Below are 18,002 nucleotides of genomic sequence, written 5' to 3'. Positions count from 1 at the left end.
GGATTGCGAACCGGAGACCTCTCCGTTACGGTCGAAGAGTCAATCGGAGACATCTCCGTTTAGTGTTCGTTCCACATTAGGAGCCCTCGTGCGCTACATCAAGCTGGGCCGAACCGGCCTGGACGTCTCCCCGATAGCCATCGGCGCCATGACCTACGGACAGCCCGACCGCGGCCACCCCGTCTGGTCCCTCGACGAGGAGAACAGCCGCCCTCTCGTCAAGCACGCCCTGGAATCGGGCATCAACTTCTTCGACACCGCCAACATGTACTCGTACGGCTCCAGCGAGGAGATCCTGGGCCGCGCCCTGAAGGACTACGCGGACCGCGACGACGTCGTCATCACCACCAAGGTCCGCCACACCATGCGCCCCGGCAGGCCCAACGGCGGCGGGCTGTCCCGCAAGGCGATCATGTCCGAGATCGACGCCAGCCTGCGCCGCCTGGGCACCGACCACGTCGACGTCTACATGATCCACCGCTTCGACGGCGCGACGCCGCTGGAGGAGACCCTGGAGGCCCTGAACGACGTGGTGAAGGCGGGCAAGGCCCGCTACCTCGGTGCCTCCTCCATGCACGCCTGGCAGTTCGCCAAGGCCCTCCATCTCCAGGAGCGGCACGGCTGGGCGCGTTTCGTCACCATGCAGGACCACTACAACCTGCTCGCCCGCGAGGAGGAGCGCGAGATGCTCCCGCTCTGCGCCGACGAGGGCGTCGCCACGATGGTGTGGAGCCCGCTGGCCCGCGGCCGGCTCGCCCGGCCCTTCGAGCAGGCGAGGGCGGGGGAGCGTGCCGCCACCGACGGTGCCTTCGCCGACATGCTCTACCGGGCGACGGCCGACAGCGACCGTCTCATCGTCGACGAGGTCGGCGCCCTCGCCGACGCGCACGGTGTCAGCCGTGCCCAGATCGCCCTGGCCTGGCTGCGCCGCAACCCGGTCGTCGCGGCGCCCCTGGTCGGCGCCCGCACGGTCCAGCAGATCGACGACGCCGTGGCCTCCCTCGACCTCGACCTCACCGACGACGAGGCCCGCCGCCTGGAAGCCCCGTACACGCCCCGGTACGACTTCCAGGGCGTGTCCGACGAGGCGGAGATGGACCGCATCAAGGCGAGCATCGCGGGCTACGCCAACATCTGACCGTGTGATCGACAGGGGCGGTGCCTCCGCCGGCAGCTGTTCCCGGGCCGCTGGACCGTTGGCCTTGTCGTGGCCCACGGTCCGGTGCCTGCGGTGTGCCATTGGCTCAGGACTTTCGCCCTCTGTTGAACCATGAGCCACTGAACTGCTGAGATGTACGTGTCGATGGCGCTGCGGACCTGTGAGAGGTCTCCGCGGCGCCTTTCTCATGTGCGTACAGAACCCGTGCGCGTACAGAACCCGTGCGCGTACGGAAGCGGGCAACGAAAGGGGCGGGGCAACGTGCTGAAGAGGGCGTTCGTGGCGCCGGACCCGGGCCGCATGCGGCTGCGGTTCGCGAGTCGGGCCGTGCTGGGCATCGGGCTCGCCGTGGTGCTGTGCGGGGCGGTCGGGCACTCGCTGCCGGGCGCCGTCACCGGCGGCCTCGCCGCGCTGCTCGCCCTGTTCACGGTGACCGACCCGACCGTGCGCGGACAAGCGGTCACCACGGCGCTGCTGCCGGCCGTCGGACTGCCGGTGCTCGCCCTCGCCGCGCTCCTCCACGACCTCCCCCTCGCCCGGGACCTGGCGTTCCTCGCCGTCGTGGGCGCCGGCGTGTACGCCCGGCGCTGGGGACCCCGGGGGCACTCCCTCGGCGTGTTCGGCTTCATGACGTTCTTCGCGGCCCAGTTCCTGCACATCGAGCCCGGCCGGCTCCCCGAGCTGTACACGGCCGTCCTCCTGTCGCTCGGCGCTGCGGCCGTCGTCCGCTTCGGCGTCTGGTGCTACGAGCGACGGCTGCCCGCCCCGGCGGCCGTCGCCGCGCCGACCGGCGGCACCGGTCTGCGGCGGATCACCACCCGGCAGGCCGTCCAGGCCACCGTGGGCGCGGGCTTCGCGCTCGCCGCCGGACAACTGCTCTCGGACCAGCGCTGGTACTGGGCCGTCGGCGCCACCTGGTGGGTGTTCGTCGCCACGACCTCGCGCGGCGAGACCGTGGTGCGCGGCTTCCGCAGGTTCCTCGGGACGGTCCTCGGCATCGTGCTGGGCTTCGCCGTCGCCGTGCCGCTGCACCACGAACCGGTCGTCGCGGCCACCGTGATCGCCGTCAGCGTCTTCGGCATCTTCTACACCGCGCACGTCTCCTACACGTGGATGATGCTCGCGGTGACCGTGATGGCGAGCATGCTCTACGGGCTGCTCGGCGTCCTCGACCCCGCCCTGCTCGCGCTGCGCGTCGGCGAGACCGCGATCGGCGCCCTGGGCGCCGCCCTCGCCGTCGTGCTGGTGCTGCCCGTGACCACGCACTCCGTCACCGAGGCCTGGGTCGAGCGGGCGCTGCGCTGTGTGCACGCCTGCACCGCCGAGGCCGCCGCCCGGCTCGCGGGCGGCGACGCCGACCCGGCGCCGCGCGTGGCGGAACTGGAGGCCGTCCTCGGCCGCGTCCGCCTCTCCCTCGCCCCGCTCGTGCACCCGCTCAGCCCCCTGCGCCACCGCAAGGGCCGGGCCCGGCAGGTGCTCGCCCTGCTCGACGCGTGCGCCCACGAGGTACGCGGCCTCGCCTCGGTCGCCGCCGACCCCGAGGCCTCGCACGACGCCCGGCTCGCCGCCGCCTGCCGGCGCGTGGAGAGCGCCGTCGAGGCGCTCACCGTCCCCGCGCCCCGCCCCCACGCCGTCCTGGCCGCGCCGCACACCGCCGACATCGAACTGCCCGTCCTCGCCCACCTGCACGCCCTGGAGCGGGCCCTGGTCGAACTCGCGGTGCCCCTGCGCGGAGCCGGGCGCGCGACCCTGGGCGCGTAATCGCGACCGCGCGCTGCTGAACAGTTCCGCACGCTCCCCGCACGTGCGTGACCCGCCGCCCGCCGGGCCCGCGGTGTGGTTGTCTCGCATCGCCGAACCGCTGGGGGTGCGCCATGCCGAACAACCTGCGCAGGAACGAACCGTCGCAGGACGTGGAGGGCTGGCTCGCCGCGGCCCGTGGCGCCCACGACCGGGCGGCCCGCAGCGCCCGCCCGGCTCCGGCGGCCGACACCGGGCGGGCCGCGGCCGCGTTCATCCGGCAGCACCACGCCGAGGAAGGGCTCGGAGATCCGGCCCGCCGCATCGCCGAGGCCGAGGCGGAGCTCGCCGCCACGGGCACGTACACGCACACCCCACGAGAACTCGAACACGGCGCCCGGCTCGCCTGGCGCAACGCCAACCGCTGCATAGGGCGCCTGTACTGGCGCTCCCTGCGCGTCCGCGACCTGCGCCACCTCGGCTCCGCCGCCGAGATCGCCGCCGCCTGCGCCGACCATCTGCGGCAGGCGGCGCCCGGCGGCCGGATCCGCCCTCTCATCACCGTCTTCGCCCCCGACCGGCCGGGCCGCCCCGGGCCGCGCATCTGGAACGAGCAACTGATCCGCTACGCCGGACACGTCCAGCGCGACGGACACGTCATCGGCGACCCGCGCGCCGCGGGCCTCACCGCGTACGCCCGGCACCTGGGCTGGCGCCCCGCGGGCACCGCCTCCGCCTTCGACGTGCTGCCCCTCGTCGTCCAGGAGGCCCCGCACCGCAGACCCCGCCTCTTCGACCTGCCGCCGGACGCCGTCCTCGAAGTCCCGCTGGAGCATCCCGACTTCCCCTGGTGGGCCGAGCTGGGCCTGCGCTGGTACGCCGTCCCCGCGCTCGCCAACATGTGCCTGGAGATCGGCGGCGTCTGCTACGGCGCCGCCCCCTTCAACGGCTGGTACATGGGCACGGAGATCGGCGCCCGCAACCTCGCCGACACCGACCGCTACAACCTGCTGCCCCACCTCGCGCGCCGGCTCGGCCTCGACACCCGCACCGACCGCTCGCTGTGGAAGGACCGCGCGCTCGTCGAACTCAACCGCTCCGTCCTGCACTCCTTCGACCGCGCGGGCGTCACCGTCACCGACCACCACACCGAGTCCGTCCGCTTCCTCACCCACCTCGAACGCGAGGAGTCCCACGGCCGCACCGTCGGCGCCGACTGGTCGTGGATCGTCCCGCCCCTGTCCGGCTCCACGACCCCCGTCTTCCACCGGACGTACGACGACGTGCGGCACACCCCGTCGTTCGTCCACCATCCCGAGGCGCACGCACGCGCCCGCGGCGAGGACGCGGTCCCGGCGCGGCACCGCCCTCCGCGGCGCGACCTGGTCTAGACCGACTGCTACCGTCGGCCGCACGGGCACCGGGCCCGCGGCCGAAAGGGGAAGCAGTGAGCGGCAGTCAGGCAGCACGGGCGTACATCGGGTCGTTCACGGCGGCCGGCGGCCCCGGCATCGTGACGGCGGAACTGAACGCCAGGGACGGCTCCCTGACCGTCCTCGACGCCACGGACGCCCTGCCCGACCCCTCCTACCTCGCCCTCGCCGGCGGGCTCCTGTACGCGGTCAGCGAGACCCGCGACGGATCCGTGGCCGCGTTCCGCACGGACACCACCCCGGTGCGGCTCGCCGCGCCGCCCGCCCCCGTGGACGGCGCGGGCCCCACCCACCTCGCCGTGTGGGGCGACCGCGTCCTGACCGCCAACTACAACTCGGGCAGCGTCACCGCGCTCCCGCTGCGCGCCGACGGCACCCCGGACGCGGCCGGGCGCGACGTGCTGCGCCACACCGGTTCCGGCCCGCACCCGCAGCGCCAGCAGGCCCCGCACGCCCACCAGGTCCTGCCCGACCCGAGCGGCCGCTGGGCCGTCAGCGTCGACCTCGGCACGGACTCGGTCCGCGTCTGCGCGCTCACCGACGGCCGCCTCACCCTCCACCACGAGACGGCCCTGCGCCCCGGCTCGGGCCCCCGCCACCTCGCCTTCCACCCCTCCGGCGGGTACCTGTACGTGCTCAACGAACTCACCCCCACCCTCACCGTCTGCCGCTGGGACGCCGCCGACGGCTCCCTCAAGCCGCTCACCGAACTCCTCGTCCTGCCCGGCGACAGCCCGAAGGGGGACGCCTACCCGTCCGAGGTCGTCGTCGCCCCCGACGGCCGCTTCCTGTGGACCGCGACCCGCGGCGAGGACGTCATCTCCGTCTTCTCCCTGGACCCGACGGGCGAGACCGGCACGCTGCTCGCCACGGTCCCCTGCGGCGGCCACTGGCCCCGCGACCTCGCCATCGACCCCTCGGGCCGCTTCCTCTACGCGGCCAACGAACGCTCCGGCGACGTCACCTGGTTCACCGTGGCCCCCGAGACGGGCGTGCCGGTACGGGGCGGCTCGGTGCGGGTGCCCGCGGCGTCGTGCGTGGTGTTCGGCTAGGGCCTGTCTCTCAGATCCCTCCTGCCCCGCGACGCCTGGCACGCTTCCCCAAGCTCTCGAACTTCGCTCGAGCAGGGGAGACCCCATGCGCCGCACCGGGCGTAAGGCCAAGTACGTCCAGTACGAGGCCTCGCACCCGGCACTCCCCCAATCTCCGGCCGGGGGGACCCCCTGAGAGCACGCACCAGACGCCGCGAGGCCGCCCTTCGGGCGACGACGGGAATTGTCAGACAGGCCCTAGCTCGCCGCCCCCGACGGCACGGCGACGCCGGTGAGGAAGCTGCCGGCGGCCGCGCCGACCTCGACGGACCACCCGAGCGCGGCCAGCTGGTCCGTGAGCTCCCCGGGACCGCGGAACACCTTCACGATGCGGAACGCGCTGCCGTCCCGCACCCGCCGCAGGGCCGTGTGCCCGGACCCGTCGGCCACGAACTCCTCGTTCACCGCCCCGGACGGCCCGTCGTCGACGAAGACGACCCGGCCGCCGGGCGCGAGCGAGGCCCCGACGGCCCGCCAGAACCGAGGAAACCGGTCCGGAAGCACGTGCGACAGCCAGAACCCGAAGAAGACGGTGTCGTAGCGCCGCGGCGGCTCCCACGCGAAGAGATCGGCCTGGACGAACTCCACGGTGGGCCCGCCGGCCCGCTCCCGGGCGATGGCCAGCGTCTCGGCCGACGCGTCGACAGCGGTGACGGACACGGCCCGCTCCGCGAGCAACGCGGTCCACTGCCCGGTCCCGCAGGCGAGCTCCAGCACATCCCCGCGAATGGGCAACTCATCGATCCCGGCCAACAGTTCCCGCAGATCAGCCCGGTCCGCATAGACACTGTCGTACTCGGGCGCCCGCGCCCGGTAATAGGCCAACTGCTCCGCCATGAGTGCCACGTCGTCGCCGCTCATGACACGAAGCTACAGACGAGCCGTATGCCTCATCAAGCCCCCAGGGTGAGGATACGGAAGCCCAATCAAGCCCGTCCGGCGATTGAGGACGAGCCCGAAGGGCGATGACCGAGCCCGCAGGGCGAGGCGAAGAAGAACGGGGCCCGAGCACAGCCCGAGCCCCGCACAAAAACTCCGGTCAGCCGCCGGAGGCAACCGGCTGGGGCGTGATCCCCAGCGCCGCCGTGTACTTGGCCAGCGCCAGCTTCCCCATCGCCGGATACGCCCCCAACGGCTCCGCGGCTGCACACCCGGCATCCTTGGCGGCAGCCTCGAGCACCGACGGATCCAGCTCGGGCCCGATCAGATAGGGCGACAGCGCCAGCTGCTGCGACCCGGACCCGCGCAACTGCTCGGCGATCGCGGTGACCGACCCCTCGGCGTCCAGCGCGGCGGCCATCACCGGCACGGCAAGACGCGCGGCGAGCAGCATGCCGGTGATCCCGGCGGCCTGCACGGCCTCCTCGCCGCCGACCGTCGCGAGGATGATCCCGTCGGCGGCCGTGGCCACGGTGAACAGCCGGGCACGGTCGGCACGGGCGAGCCCGGCCTCCGACAGCCGTACGTGCAGCCCCTCGGCGAGCAGCGGGTGCGGGCCGAGCACATCGGTCAGCTCGGCGGCGACCCGGCTGTCGGCGATGCCCTGGTGGATCTGCCGGACCTGCGCGTTGTCCGGACCGGCGAGCAGCGGTACGACGACGGCGACGGGGCCCTCGGGCTCCTTGATGCCCTCGACACCGGCGGCGACCGCCTGCTCGTAACGGCCGGTGCGCTCCTTCGCGGCGTGCGCGAGCACGGACGCGAGGGAGGGGAACTCGGCGGAGACCGGGAAGTCGGTGGCCTCTCCCTCGACGAAAGCGACCCGCGCGTCCAGGCCGGGCAGCTCGGAGCGGGCGATGCTCACGACCTCGTCGGCGAGCATGCGCGTCGCGGCGCTGGGCGTGCCCGGCACCGCGAGAACGAGGGACGGTGCGCCCTCGGGGGCGGCCACGGGTTCCGGGCGGCGGTGCCGTCCGGGCTGGCGGGGTCGCGGCATTCGTACAGGCAGGCCGGAAGCAGGCCCTTGGGGGGAGCTCATGGCGCCGCATGCTACTGGCTCGACAGGCCCCGATGTTCGGTCAGGGTCCAGCTGAGCGGTATCCGTCCTTGATTGTCCGTTCAGTTACGGATGGGCGGTTGCGGATGGTTCAAGTGCCCTGGTCCACAGGGTTTCCCGTCAACCCCGGCTGCCTTCGGCTCCCCGGCGCCCCCTACGTCACCGCCAGCAGCCGGCCGTCGCGGGGCAGCCGCAGTCCGTCCGCGGCGAGGGCCGCGGCGATCACGAGGGAGCCGTGCAGCGGATCACCGGCGGCGGACGCCATGGTGGCCTTGGGCAGTTGTTCCGTGATCTCGGCGCGCAGCGGGGCGAGCAGCGGCTCACCCATCTTGAACAGGCCCCCGGTGAGCGCGACGTCCCCGCCGTCCGCCGGGCACACCGCGGCCGCCGCCTCGGCGATGTGCCCGGCGGCCCGGCGCAGCACCTCGCCCGCGACCGGGTCGCCGTCCGCCGCGCACCGGGCCACATCGGGCGCGAACGCGGCGAGCGCCGCAGGCCGGTCGGTACGCGGATAGATCCGGCCGGGCAGTTCACCGGCGGGCCCGAACCGTTCCTCGGCGAGCGCGAGCAGCGCGGAGCTGCCGCCGCGCCGGCCGTCGAACGCCCGCAGCGCCGCGTCGAGCCCGGCCCGGCCGATCCAGGCGCCGCCGCCGCTGTCGCCGAGCAGATGCCCCCAGCCGTCGGCCCGTCGCCAGCCGGTGAGATCGCTGCCGAGGGCGATCATGCCGGTGCCCGCGGCGACGACCGCCCCGGGCCGCTGGCCGAGCGCTCCCGCGTACGCGGTCACGGCGTCGCCGGCCAACGCGATCCGGCCGACGCCCAGTTCGCGACGCATCGCGTCCGGCAGACCGGCGCGCAGGTCGTCGCCGAGCGTCGCCATTCCGGCGGCGCCCACGGTCAGCGCGGCCGGCGCGTCCGTCGGCGCGCCGGCGTCGGCGAGCAACGACCGGACCATGGGCAGGAGTTGGCCGATCATGTCGGCGGCGTCGATCCCGGACGCGGAGGTGCGCACCGGAGTGCGGGACACGGTCGTGGTGGCCTCGGCCGGCCGGTCGGCGCGGGCGAGCGCGACCCGCAGTCCCGAACCCCCGGAGTCGACCCCGAGCACCCAGGCGGCGTTCACGGCAGCCTCCGGCAGGGATGGCGGAGTGGCTCGATCGCCGGACGCAAGGGGCTCCCCGCCTTCGTGGTGGCCGTCCGCGTGAGGTGCGGGACCGGCTCGATGACCTCGGACACGAGGAAGAGTAGCGCTGAGGCCCTTCGCCGCTGTGCGGGGGTCGCACGGCCGGGAGCCGTCCGGACCCGTGGACCTCGGCTGTCCGTGTGGACCAGTAGGGTGACGGACTGTGGCACCACGACCGTTGCATGAACTTGTCGAAGCCGGCTGGGCGCAGGCCCTCGAGCCGGTGGCCGGACGCATCACCGCGATGGGGGAGTTCCTCCGGACCGAGATCGCGGCGGGCCGGACGTACCTCCCGTCGGGTCCGAACGTCCTGCGCGCCTTCCAGCAACCCCTGGACGACGTACGGGTCCTGATCGTCGGTCAGGACCCTTATCCCACACCGGGGATGGCCATCGGGCTGAGCTTCGCCGTGGCGCCCGAGGTGCGCAGGCTGCCGGGCAGCCTGGAGAACATCTTCCGCGAGATGCACTCCGATTTGGGCCTGCCCCGCCCCTCCAACGGCGACCTGACGCCGTGGACCCGACAGGGCGTGCTGCTCCTGAACCGTGCGCTGACCACGGCCCCCGGCAAGCCCGCCGCCCACCGCGGCAAGGGCTGGGAAGAGGTCACCGAGCAGGCGATCCGCGCCCTGGTGGCGCGCGACCGGCCGATGGTGTCGATCCTGTGGGGCCGCGACGCCCGCAACCTCCGCCCGCTGCTCGGCGACCTTCCGGCCATCGAGTCGGCCCATCCCTCCCCGATGTCGGCGGACCGCGGCTTCTTCGGCTCCCGCCCCTTCAGCCGCGCCAACGAACTGCTCCAGCGCCAGGGCATGGACCCGGTGGACTGGCGCCTGCCGTGACACAGGTCGCCCGCGGTCGCCATGAGCGCGGGCGCGCCCGTCGGCCGCGGCAGCCGGTCCTCGGACGGGCCGTCAGCAGGGCGTGAACCGGTGCGGTCCCGTGCGGACGGTCGACTGTCCTCAGCCCACCACCGCCGCCCGCACGCACAGCACGTCCGGCAGATGAGAGACCAACTGCCGCCAGGTGTCGCCGTCGTCGGCCGACGCGTACACCTCCCCGTTCCGGTTACCGAAGTACACGCCCGCCGGGTCCGCGTCGTCCGTGCACAGCGCGTCCCGCAGCACCACGCCGTAGTGGTCGCCCGTCGGCAGGCCCCGGCTCAGCGGTTCCCAGCTCTTGCCCGCGTCCTGGGTGCGGAAGACGCGGCAGCGGCGGTCGGCGGGGACCCGGTCGGCGTCGGCGGTGATCGGGAAGGTGTAGGCGGTGTCCGCGCGGTGCGGGTGCGCGGCCATCGCGAACCCGAACGTCGACGGCAGACCGTCGCCGATGTCCGTCCAGTGGCCGCCCGCGTCGTCGCTGCGGTACACACCCCAGTGGTTCTGCAGATAGAGCCGGTCCGGGTCGGCGGCGTCCCGCGCCACCTTGTGCACGCACTGTCCGAACTCCGGGTTCGGGTCCGGCAGGAACACGGCGGACACCCCCGAGTTCGCCGGCTCCCAGCTCGCGCCGCCGTCCGCCGAGCGGAACACCCCGGCCGTGGACACCGCCACCGTCAGCGCCCGCGGATCACGCGCGTCGGTCAGCACGGTGTGCAGCCCCTCGCCGCCCCCGCCCGGCACCCACCGGTCCCGCGTCGGGTGCTCCCACAGCGGGCGGCACAGCTCGAACGTCGCGCCCCGGTCCTCGGACCGGTACAGGGCGGCCGGTTCAGTGCCTGCGTACACCACATCAGGCTCGGCCGCCGCCGGGTGCAGCTGCCACACCCGCTCCAGCGAAGTCCCGGTGTCCTTGGGGAACTTGACGGACGGCGCGGCCGGCTCGGTCCAGGTCCTGCCGAGGTCGTCGGAGTGGAACACGGACGGCCCCCAGTGCGCACTGTCACCGCCCACGAGGAGCCTCGGCGTCGGGCCCCGGGTGTCGATGGCGACGGAGTACACCGCCTGCGCGTTGAAACAGGGGCTCTCGTCGAACGTCCAGGTCTCGCGGGACGCTCCCGCCGCCCCGCCCGTCCGCCCCAGGAAAAGCCCTTTGCGTGTACCCACAGCGAGCAGCACGTCAGTCATGCCGAACACCTCCGAAACGCCGTTGTCTCCAGGTGTCCGCCAGTCTGCACCCAGCCACTGACAATGGCCGCCGCACAGGCCGTCACGCTGCGTGACGCGGCCCTGCGCTCCGGAGCCGTCCCGGTGCCGCCGCCGCGCCCGTACCCGGATAGCGGCGCACGCCCGCCGCTGTGCGGGGTACGTGTCCGACCATGAGTTCTTCCCCCGATGAACGGTCAGCGCCCGAAGAGTCCACGGCGGGCGACGGGCGGCACTGCCTCGTGACCGGCGCGAGCGGCTATGTGGGCGGCCGGCTCGTCCCGGAACTGCTCGCGAAGGGCTTCCGCGTCCGGTGTCTGGCACGGACCCCGGAGAAGCTGCGCGACTTCGAGTGGGCCGGGCAGGTCGAGATCGTCCGCGGTGACGTCCTGGACCCGCCGTCCGTGACCGCCGCCCTGGACGGCATCGACATCGCCTACTACCTGGTGCACGGCATGGGCAGCGGCGACGACTTCGAGGAGACCGACCGGCGGGCGGCGCGGACCTTCGCCGACGCCGCCGCGCAGACCGGCGTGGGCCGGATCGTCTACCTGGGCGGCCTGACGCCGAGCGACGTCCCCGAGCCGGAACTCTCGCCGCACCTGCGCTCCCGCAGCGAGGTCGGCCGCATCCTGCTGCGCTCCGGGGTGCCCACCGCCGTGCTGCGCGCCGCCGTCATCATCGGCTCCGGCTCCGCGTCGTTCGAGATGCTGCGCTATCTCACCGAACGCCTGCCCGTCATGGTCACCCCCCGCTGGGTGCGCACCCGCATCCAGCCCATCGCCGTGGCCGACGTGCTGCGCTATCTCGTCGGCTGCGCGGACCTGCCCGCCACCGTGTCCCGCACGTTCGACATCGGCGGCCCCGAGGTCATGAACTACCGCGACATGATGCAGCGCTACGCGCGCGTCGCCGACCTGCCCCACCGCATGATCCTCTCCGTGCCGATGCTCACGCCCGGCCTGTCGAGCCACTGGATCGGACTGATCACCCCGGTCCCGCGCGGCATCGCGCGGCCGCTCGCCGAGTCACTGCGGCACGAGGTCGTCTGCGCGGAGCACGACATCGCGCGGTACGTGCCCGATCCCCCCGGCACCCCGATCCCGTTCGACGACGCGCTGCGGCTCGCGCTGCGCCAGGTGAAACAGGCCCAGGTCACGACGCACTGGTCCGCCGCCGCCGTCCCCGGAGTGCCGAGCGACCCGCTGCCCACCGACCCCGACTGGGCCGGCGGCAGCCTCTACACCGATCGCCGGGCGCGGCGCACCGACGCGACCCCCGAGGCACTGTGGACGGTGATCGAGGGCATCGGCGGCGAGCACGGCTGGTACTCGTTCGGCCTCGGCTGGTCCGTGCGCGGCTGGATCGACCGGCTGGTGGGCGGCGTGGGACTGCGCCGGGGCCGCCGGGACGCCACCCGGCTGCGCCTGGGCGACGTCGTCGACTTCTGGCGGGTGGAGGAGATCCAGCGCGGCACGAGCCTGCGGCTGCGCGCCGAGATGCTGCTGCCGGGACTGGCCTGGCTGGAGTTCCGCGTCGCCCACGACCGCGAAGGGCGCACGGTGCTGCTCCAGCGGGCGCTGTTCCATCCGCACGGGCTGGGCGGACACGCCTACTGGTGGAGCGTGGCCCCTTTCCACGCCATCGTGTTCGGGGGCATGACGTACAACATCACCAAGGCGGCGGAACGTCTCACGGAGGAGGCGGAGGCCGGACAGCCGGGCGGGGCTCCGCGGTCCGGCTGAGGGTGGTCCGGCCGGGCGGGGACCGGTGCGGACGGCCGCGGCTCAGTCGACGTCGGTGCCGACGAGCCGCAGCCGCAGTCGGTGCAGGCCCCGCTTCGAGTGGCTCTTCACCGTGCCCAGCGGCCAGCCCGTCACCTGTGCGATCTGGGTGTGGGTGAGGTCGGCGAAAAAGGCCAGTTCCAGTACGCGGCGCTGGGTCGCGGGCAGCTGTGCCAGTTCGTGGCTCACCACCACCCGGTCGAGTGTCCGCCGCGGTGCGTCGTCGGCGGCCGGGACCGCCAGGCTCAGCGCCGCCTCCGCGGCGGACGCCAGGTCGGAGCGCCGGGTCCGCGCCCGCAGCGCGTCGGCGATCTTGCGCCGGGTGATGCCGACGATCCAGCCGGCCAGGGCGCCGCGCGCCGGGTCGTAGCCGTCCCGGCCGCGCCAGACGGCCAGGAACACCTGCTGGGTGACGTCCTCGGCCTCCCGCGCGTCGCCCAGCGAGCGATGGGCGAGGGTGTGGACCAGCGTGCCCCAGCGGTGGTACGCGGCCTCCAGGCAGGGCTCCGCGCCGTCGCGCAGCCCGGCCGCGATCTCTTCGTCGGCGAGGGACTCCTCGACGGGGGCCCACAGGTCCTCGCGCGGCGTCCTCGTCCGGGAAATCGTTTGAGCGCGCATGGACCCGTGCCCTTCTCTGGCCGACTGAGTGGGTCCACCCTGACCAGCGAGCCGGGCCCGTTTCGACTCGCAACGAATACGCATCGCTTTTACGCGCCATGATCGTGACCCCTGCACCGCGCGGCGCCGACGCTCCGCGCAAAGGGCGAGGTGAGCGTCATTATCGGACCTCTACCGGGCGTGCACCGGTTACGCATCGATATAGTTGATCCATGGACACCCGCGACGCTCCGTCGAGATCCTCCCGGCGCCCCTCGACCACCGACGGCGCCGGGATCACGTCGGGCTCGCTGGCGCGGCGGCTCGGCATCTCGCCCACGACACTGCGCTCGTGGGACCGGCGCTACAGCCTCGGTCCGGCCCGCCGGGACGAGGGGCGGCACCGCCGCTGGTCCCCCCGGGACGTCGCCATGATCGAGGAGATGTGCCGGCTGACCGCCTCCGGTGTGCCGCCCGCCGAAGCCGCGCGTGTCGTCAAGGAACACAACGCCGACGCCCGCCCGAGCGCGGCGGAACCTTTCGGCGAGGAGAGCACCGACGTCCCGGCTGCCACCGGCTCCCCGGCGGTACCGCCCGGCACGGTCAGAGCCGAGTGCCGCGGGCTCATCCGGGCCGCGCTGCGCCTCGACTCCGGTGCCGTCCAGGAGCGGTTGAACGGCTTCGTACGGACGTACGGGGTGATCGCCGCCTGGGAGGAACTCATGATGCCGACCCTGCACGCGGTCGGCCGGAAGTGGGAGACGTCCGGCGACCGGTACGTCGAGGTCGAGCACCTGCTCTCCTGGCACGTGTCGACGGCGCTGCGCAACGCGCCGTTCCTCCTGGGCCTGCCCGGCACGAACGGGGACGACAGCTCCGTCCTGCTGGCCTGCGTGCCCGGCGAGCAGCACACCCTGCCGCTGGAGGCCGTGCACGCGGCGCTGCTCCAGGCGGGCCGCCCGGCCCGGATGCTGGGCGCGGCCGTCCCCGCCGACGCGCTCGTCTCCACGGTGCGCCGCACCGGCCCCGCCGCCGTCCTGCTCTGGTCGCAGGCCCGCTCACTGGCGAACACGCCGCTGGCCCAGCATCTCCTCCAGTCGACCTGGGGCCCGCAGGGCGCCCGGCAGCAGCCCCGCCTCTACCTGGCCGGCCCGGGCTGGCGAGGCGCTACCGTCGACCGGGCGGTCCAACCCGCCGGCCTGCGCGAGGCGGTCGCCCTGCTGGCGGCGGACTCCCGCTGACGCGCCCGCCCCGGCCGTCGGGCCGTCAGCGCGACAACCACTCCGCCACCACCGACCCCGCCGTGCGATGCCACACCCCCGCATGCCGCAGCATCGCGTGATCACCGCCCGGCACGACCCGGAACCCGGCACGCGCGCCTGCCGCGCCCGCCCGTTCCGCGAAGGACCGTGAAGCCGCCGGGTCCGTCACCCGGTCGCCGTCCCCGTGCAGCACCACGAGATCGCGGTCCCGCAACTGCGCCACCGGTTCACCGTCCGGACACCACGGCGCCAGCGCCAGCACACCCCGTACCGAGGCCGCGCCCGCGACCCGCAGTGCCGCACGGCCGCCCATCGAATGGCCCACCAGGATCACCGGCACCTCACCCACCAGCCGCGCGAGTTCCACGAGGGCACGGTCGGCGTCGTGCAGCGGATCGGACGCCGCCCCGTTCCAGCCGCGCACGCGATAGCGCACCCGCGCGAGCAGCACGCCGTCGTCCGGCAGCGCGCCGGCCACGGCCCCGGCGAACGGCCGCATCCGCAGGGCCGCCGGATGCCAGGGCCGCGACGGGGCGCGGCTGTCGGCCCGGCCGCCGTGCAGGAACAGCACCGCCGCACGCGTCCGGGAAGGAACCCTCCCGGGCACCAGAGCACTCGTCCGCGCCGCCCGTGTCCCGCGTTCGTCCACCGTCATCCGAGTCCGCTCCCTCCGCGCCGGGCGCCGTACCGCGCCCTTTCCCCGTCGATCCCTCATCATCGATCCGTAGCCGATCCGCGGACGGATCGGTCCATGGACCAATCCGCGGACGATCGCTCTCCGAATTACCCGTGGACATGCAGCGATCACGGAGGGCCCAGTGAAAGAAGCCGTGCACATCGGCGGTCGTCCGGCCGACGAGCCGGACCTCGAGGAACTCGTGGGGCGCGTCGCCCTCGGCGACGAGAAGGCCTTCACCTCGGTGTACGACGCCGTGGCGGGACCGGTCTTCGGCACCGTACGCGCCGTACTGCGCGACCGGGCGCAGTCCGAGGAGGTCGCCCAGGAGATCCTGGTGGAGGTCTGGCGCACGGCGCCCCGCTACCGCCCCGACCGGGGGACCGCGATCAACTGGATCCTCACCCTGGCCCACCGGCGGGCCATCGACCGCGTACGGTCCGTGGACGCGGCCGCGGCCCGGGACCGCAGGGCCGCGCTCCTGGACCACACACCCGAGTACGACCAGGTCAGCGAGCAGGTCGAGGCCCGGCTCGAACGGGAGCAGGTACGGCGCTGTCTGCGCACCCTGACCGAGATCCAGCGGCAGGCCGTCACACTGGCGTACTACCGTGGACTGACCTACCGTCAGGTCGCCGAGGCGCTGGCCGTGCCGCTGGGCACGGTCAAGACCCGGCTGCGGGACGGACTCATCCGGCTGCGCGACTGCCTGGGGGTGACCGCATGACCACCGCAGACCTGCACACGCTGACCGGCGCCTACGCCGTGCACGCACTGACCGAGGAGGAGCGGGAGGCGTTCGAACGCCATCTCGCGGACTGCGAGGCCTGCGCGCAGGAGACGGCCGAACTGACCGCGACCGCCGCCCGGCTCGGCCTGGCCGCGTCCGACGCGCCCCGCCCGGAGCTGCGCGAACAGGTGCTGCGGCGGATCACCACGGTGCGCCAGGAGACGCCGGCGCGGCCGTACCCCGCCCAGACGGTCCGCACGGGTGTCGCGCGGCGCCGCCTGCTGTCGCGGTGGGCGCTGGCCGCGTGCCTGGCCGCCGCCGCGTCCCTCGGCGGAGTCGCGGTGTGGCAGCACCAGCGCGCCGACGACGCGGTGCGGCAGGCCCGGCAGGCCGAGCGGAGCAGCGACCGGATCGCCGCCGTCCTCGCGGCGCCCGACGCCAGGACCGGCTCGGCGAAACTGGCGGGCGGCGCCACCGGCACCGTCGTCGTCTCCGCCGCCCAGGACAAGGCCGTCCTGGTCGTCTCCGGGATGGCCGAGCCGCCCCGGGGCAAGGTCTACCAGCTGTGGTTCGACGACGGAGGCACCATGCGGGCGGCCGGTCTCATGGACGCCGCACGCCACGACCAGACGGTGCTGCTGAGCGGAGCCGTGGACGGCGCGTCCGGCATGGGCATCACCGTCGAACCGGCGGGCGGATCCGAACAGCCCACCTCCGCCCCCGTGGCGCTGATGCGACTGCCCGCCTGACGGTCAGTCGGCACGGTCCCGCTCCTGTTCGAGCAGGGCGTCCAGATCGCTCAGGCGGCCCAGTCCCCGGACCGCCTGAGCCATCCGCGGATTGTGCTCGAACCGGGTGCGGTGCCGGTGCAGGAACGCCCAGTACCCGGCGGTGAACGGACACGCGTCGTCGCCCACCCGCACCGTCGGCTTGAAGCGGCAGTCGCCGCAGAAGTCGGTCATCCGGTTCAGATAGGCGCCGCCGGAGGTGTACGGCTTCGTCGTCATCCGCCCGCCGTCGGCGAACTGGGACATCCCGACGACGTTCGGCACCATCACCCAGTCGTAGCCGTCGACGAACGCGCGGTGGAACCAGTCCGTCACCTCGGCCGGGTCCCAGCCGCGCTGCAGGGCGTAGCTCCCCAGGATCATGAGCCGGGGGATGTGGTGGGTCCAGCCCGTCGCGCGCACGTCGTCCAGCACGTGCGACAGGCAGTTCGCCGTCACCGCGCCGGAGTCCAGCTCCTCCCACCAGGACGGCACCTCGCCGTGCGCCCGCAGCACGTTCGCCTTCCGGTGCTCCGGGCCGAAGTGCCAGTAGAGCTGCCACACGTACTCACGCCAGCCGGCGATCTGCCGCACGAAGCCCTCGACGCTGTTCAGCGGCGCCCGGCCAGCCCGGTACTCGGCCTCGGCGCCCTCGACGCACTCCGCCGGATCCAGCAGGCCGAGATTGAGCGACGAGGACAGCAGGCTGTGGCTCATGACGGGGTCCGCCGCGAGCACGGCGTCCTCGTACGTGCCGAAGGTCGGCAGCCGGACCTCCAGGAAGCGCCGCAGCGCGGAGAGCGCCTCGCGGCGGGTCGCCGGGAAGCGGCGCGGCCCGTCCTCGCCCAGGAACTCGACCGTGCCCTCGCGCTCCCAGCGGTCGAGGTCCGCGCGGACCTCCGTGTCGATGTCGTCCTCGCGCGGCCGGTAGGGGGCGGGCACCCCGAGGTCGGCCGCACCGCGCGGCGCCGGTTCGCGGTTGTCGTGGTCGAGGTTCCAGCGCCCGCCGGCCGGCTCGGCACCGTCCATCAGCAGGTCGTGGTTGCCGCGCACCCACCGGTAGAAGGTCTCCTGGCGCAGCTGTCCCGAACCGCTCCGCGCCGCCCACTCCCGGAAGGCGTCGTGGCCGACGAGGAACCCGCGGGCGGGCAGCACCCGCGTCGACGGGCGGGCGCGGACCAGCTTCAGCGCCGCGCGGGACGTCGGATGATGGACCGTCAGCGGGGCGTCGCCGACGGCCTCGCGCACCCCTTCCACATAGCCGTCGGCCCGCACATAGGTGACGCGGTCGCCGAGTTCCGCGGCCCGGTGCCGCATCGCCGAGAGCACCAGGTGCGCCTTGGCGCGATGGAACCTGCGGCGCCGGAACACACCGCGGGACTCCACCATCAGGAGCGGGGTGTCCCGGTGCGGCCCGTCGGGTCCCGCCGTGAGGAAGTGCGGCCCCAACTGGTCGCCGAAGAGCCAGTGGGCCGCCACGTCCGTGTCGTTCTCAGGCACC

General features: G+C 73.8%; 16 protein-coding genes. 9 read left to right on the top strand and 7 right to left on the bottom strand.

All coding sequences use genetic code 11. The annotated features are described in order from the left end of the window. The first annotated feature begins 88 nt into the window (after positions 1–88). From ABII15_RS03950 to ABII15_RS03935, 4 genes are all read left to right on the top strand, one after another. Positions 89–1,138 (top strand): aldo/keto reductase, encoded by a 1,050-nt coding sequence (locus ABII15_RS03950; protein ID WP_353940856.1) that lies wholly within the window; start codon positions 89–91, stop codon positions 1,136–1,138. Between the two features lie 282 nt (positions 1,139–1,420). Continuing rightward, positions 1,421–2,920, top strand: coding sequence for an FUSC family protein (locus tag ABII15_RS03945; protein WP_353940855.1), 1,500 nt, complete (start codon positions 1,421–1,423; stop codon positions 2,918–2,920). A 113-nt stretch (positions 2,921–3,033) separates the two neighbouring features. Beyond that, positions 3,034–4,290 carry a nitric oxide synthase oxygenase gene (locus ABII15_RS03940; RefSeq protein WP_353940854.1) on the top strand — a complete coding sequence of 419 codons (1,257 nt, stop codon included), beginning with the start codon at positions 3,034–3,036 and terminating at the stop codon, positions 4,288–4,290. A gap of 56 nt (positions 4,291–4,346) precedes the next feature. Continuing rightward, entirely contained in the window at positions 4,347–5,384 is a 1,038-nt protein-coding gene (locus ABII15_RS03935; protein ID WP_353940853.1) for a lactonase family protein, read from the top strand. Between the two features lie 237 nt (positions 5,385–5,621). Here the strand turns inward: ABII15_RS03935 and ABII15_RS03930 are convergent, their stop codons facing one another. From ABII15_RS03930 to ABII15_RS03920, 3 genes are all read right to left on the bottom strand, one after another. After that, positions 5,622–6,284, bottom strand: a complete 663-nt coding sequence (locus tag ABII15_RS03930) for a class I SAM-dependent methyltransferase (RefSeq protein WP_353940852.1) — start codon at positions 6,282–6,284, stop codon at positions 5,622–5,624. Positions 6,285–6,462: 178 nt separating this feature from the next. Further along, the gene (locus tag ABII15_RS03925) at positions 6,463–7,401 is read right to left on the bottom strand and encodes a hypothetical protein (protein ID WP_353940851.1); all 939 of its coding nucleotides are present in this window, start codon (positions 7,399–7,401) and stop codon (positions 6,463–6,465) included. A gap of 172 nt (positions 7,402–7,573) precedes the next feature. Beyond that, entirely contained in the window at positions 7,574–8,542 is a 969-nt protein-coding gene (locus tag ABII15_RS03920; protein ID WP_353940850.1) for a BadF/BadG/BcrA/BcrD ATPase family protein, read from the bottom strand. A gap of 223 nt (positions 8,543–8,765) precedes the next feature. On the opposite strand from ABII15_RS03920, the gene ABII15_RS03915 reads away from it, so the two are divergent. Beyond that, complete coding sequence (locus ABII15_RS03915) at positions 8,766–9,443, top strand: uracil-DNA glycosylase (RefSeq protein ID WP_353940849.1); 678 nt, start codon at positions 8,766–8,768, stop codon at positions 9,441–9,443. Positions 9,444–9,563: 120 nt separating this feature from the next. Here ABII15_RS03915 and ABII15_RS03910 read toward each other — a convergent pair whose 3' ends face one another. Continuing rightward, positions 9,564–10,667: an exo-alpha-sialidase gene (locus ABII15_RS03910; RefSeq protein ID WP_353940848.1), complete on the bottom strand. Its 1,104-nt coding sequence runs from the start codon at positions 10,665–10,667 to the stop codon at positions 9,564–9,566. A 191-nt stretch (positions 10,668–10,858) separates the two neighbouring features. On the opposite strand from ABII15_RS03910, the gene ABII15_RS03905 reads away from it, so the two are divergent. After that, complete coding sequence (locus ABII15_RS03905) at positions 10,859–12,430, top strand: SDR family oxidoreductase (RefSeq protein ID WP_353940847.1); 1,572 nt, start codon at positions 10,859–10,861, stop codon at positions 12,428–12,430. A 42-nt stretch (positions 12,431–12,472) separates the two neighbouring features. Here ABII15_RS03905 and ABII15_RS03900 read toward each other — a convergent pair whose 3' ends face one another. Then, positions 12,473–13,087 carry a sigma-70 family RNA polymerase sigma factor gene (locus ABII15_RS03900; RefSeq protein WP_353940846.1) on the bottom strand — a complete coding sequence of 205 codons (615 nt, stop codon included), beginning with the start codon at positions 13,085–13,087 and terminating at the stop codon, positions 12,473–12,475. Positions 13,088–13,299: 212 nt separating this feature from the next. Between ABII15_RS03900 and ABII15_RS03895 the strand changes: the two genes are divergently transcribed. Next, positions 13,300–14,307: a MerR family transcriptional regulator gene (locus ABII15_RS03895; protein ID WP_353940845.1), complete on the top strand. Its 1,008-nt coding sequence runs from the start codon at positions 13,300–13,302 to the stop codon at positions 14,305–14,307. A gap of 25 nt (positions 14,308–14,332) precedes the next feature. Here the strand turns inward: ABII15_RS03895 and ABII15_RS03890 are convergent, their stop codons facing one another. Further along, a complete protein-coding gene (locus ABII15_RS03890) occupies positions 14,333–14,983 on the bottom strand; it encodes an alpha/beta hydrolase (RefSeq protein WP_353940844.1) in 651 nt (216 codons plus the stop codon). Positions 14,984–15,146: 163 nt separating this feature from the next. Here ABII15_RS03890 and ABII15_RS03885 point away from each other — a divergent pair, with 163 nt between their 5' ends. Beyond that, positions 15,147–15,731 (top strand): sigma-70 family RNA polymerase sigma factor, encoded by a 585-nt coding sequence (locus ABII15_RS03885; RefSeq protein ID WP_353940843.1) that lies wholly within the window; start codon positions 15,147–15,149, stop codon positions 15,729–15,731. Beyond that, positions 15,728–16,483 carry an anti-sigma factor gene (locus ABII15_RS03880; RefSeq protein ID WP_353940842.1) on the top strand — a complete coding sequence of 252 codons (756 nt, stop codon included), beginning with the start codon at positions 15,728–15,730 and terminating at the stop codon, positions 16,481–16,483. The genes ABII15_RS03885 and ABII15_RS03880 overlap by 4 nt, the downstream gene beginning before the upstream one ends. Positions 16,484–16,486: 3 nt before the next feature. On the opposite strand, the gene ABII15_RS03875 is transcribed toward ABII15_RS03880, so the two are convergent. Next, on the bottom strand, positions 16,487–18,001 hold the full coding sequence (locus tag ABII15_RS03875; RefSeq protein ID WP_353940841.1) for a cryptochrome/photolyase family protein: 1,515 nt from the start codon (positions 17,999–18,001) through the stop codon (positions 16,487–16,489). Between the last annotated feature and the right edge of the window lies 1 nt (position 18,002).

The sequence above is a fragment of the Streptomyces sp. HUAS MG91 genome (assembly GCF_040529335.1).
In the GTDB taxonomy this organism is placed as follows: Bacteria; Actinomycetota; Actinomycetes; order Streptomycetales; family Streptomycetaceae; genus Streptomyces; species Streptomyces tabacisoli.
This window is presented reverse-complemented; position numbering and strand designations above follow the sequence as displayed.

Excerpts from the sequence above, each read along its gene's own strand:
- ABII15_RS03900 (WP_353940846.1), bottom strand. The coding sequence starts at position 13,087 with ATGCGCGCTCAAACGATTTCCCGGACGAGGACGCCGCGCGAGGACCTG.
- ABII15_RS03905 (WP_353940847.1), top strand. The coding sequence starts at position 10,859 with ATGAGTTCTTCCCCCGATGAACGGTCAGCGCCCGAAGAGTCCACGGCG.
- ABII15_RS03930 (WP_353940852.1), bottom strand. The coding sequence starts at position 6,284 with ATGAGCGGCGACGACGTGGCACTCATGGCGGAGCAGTTGGCCTATTAC.
- ABII15_RS03940 (WP_353940854.1), top strand. The coding sequence starts at position 3,034 with ATGCCGAACAACCTGCGCAGGAACGAACCGTCGCAGGACGTGGAGGGC.
- ABII15_RS03880 (WP_353940842.1), top strand. The coding sequence starts at position 15,728 with ATGACCACCGCAGACCTGCACACGCTGACCGGCGCCTACGCCGTGCAC.
- ABII15_RS03910 (WP_353940848.1), bottom strand. The coding sequence starts at position 10,667 with ATGACTGACGTGCTGCTCGCTGTGGGTACACGCAAAGGGCTTTTCCTG.
- ABII15_RS03925 (WP_353940851.1), bottom strand. The coding sequence starts at position 7,401 with ATGAGCTCCCCCCAAGGGCCTGCTTCCGGCCTGCCTGTACGAATGCCG.
- ABII15_RS03895 (WP_353940845.1), top strand. The coding sequence starts at position 13,300 with ATGGACACCCGCGACGCTCCGTCGAGATCCTCCCGGCGCCCCTCGACC.
- ABII15_RS03890 (WP_353940844.1), bottom strand. The coding sequence starts at position 14,983 with ATGACGGTGGACGAACGCGGGACACGGGCGGCGCGGACGAGTGCTCTG.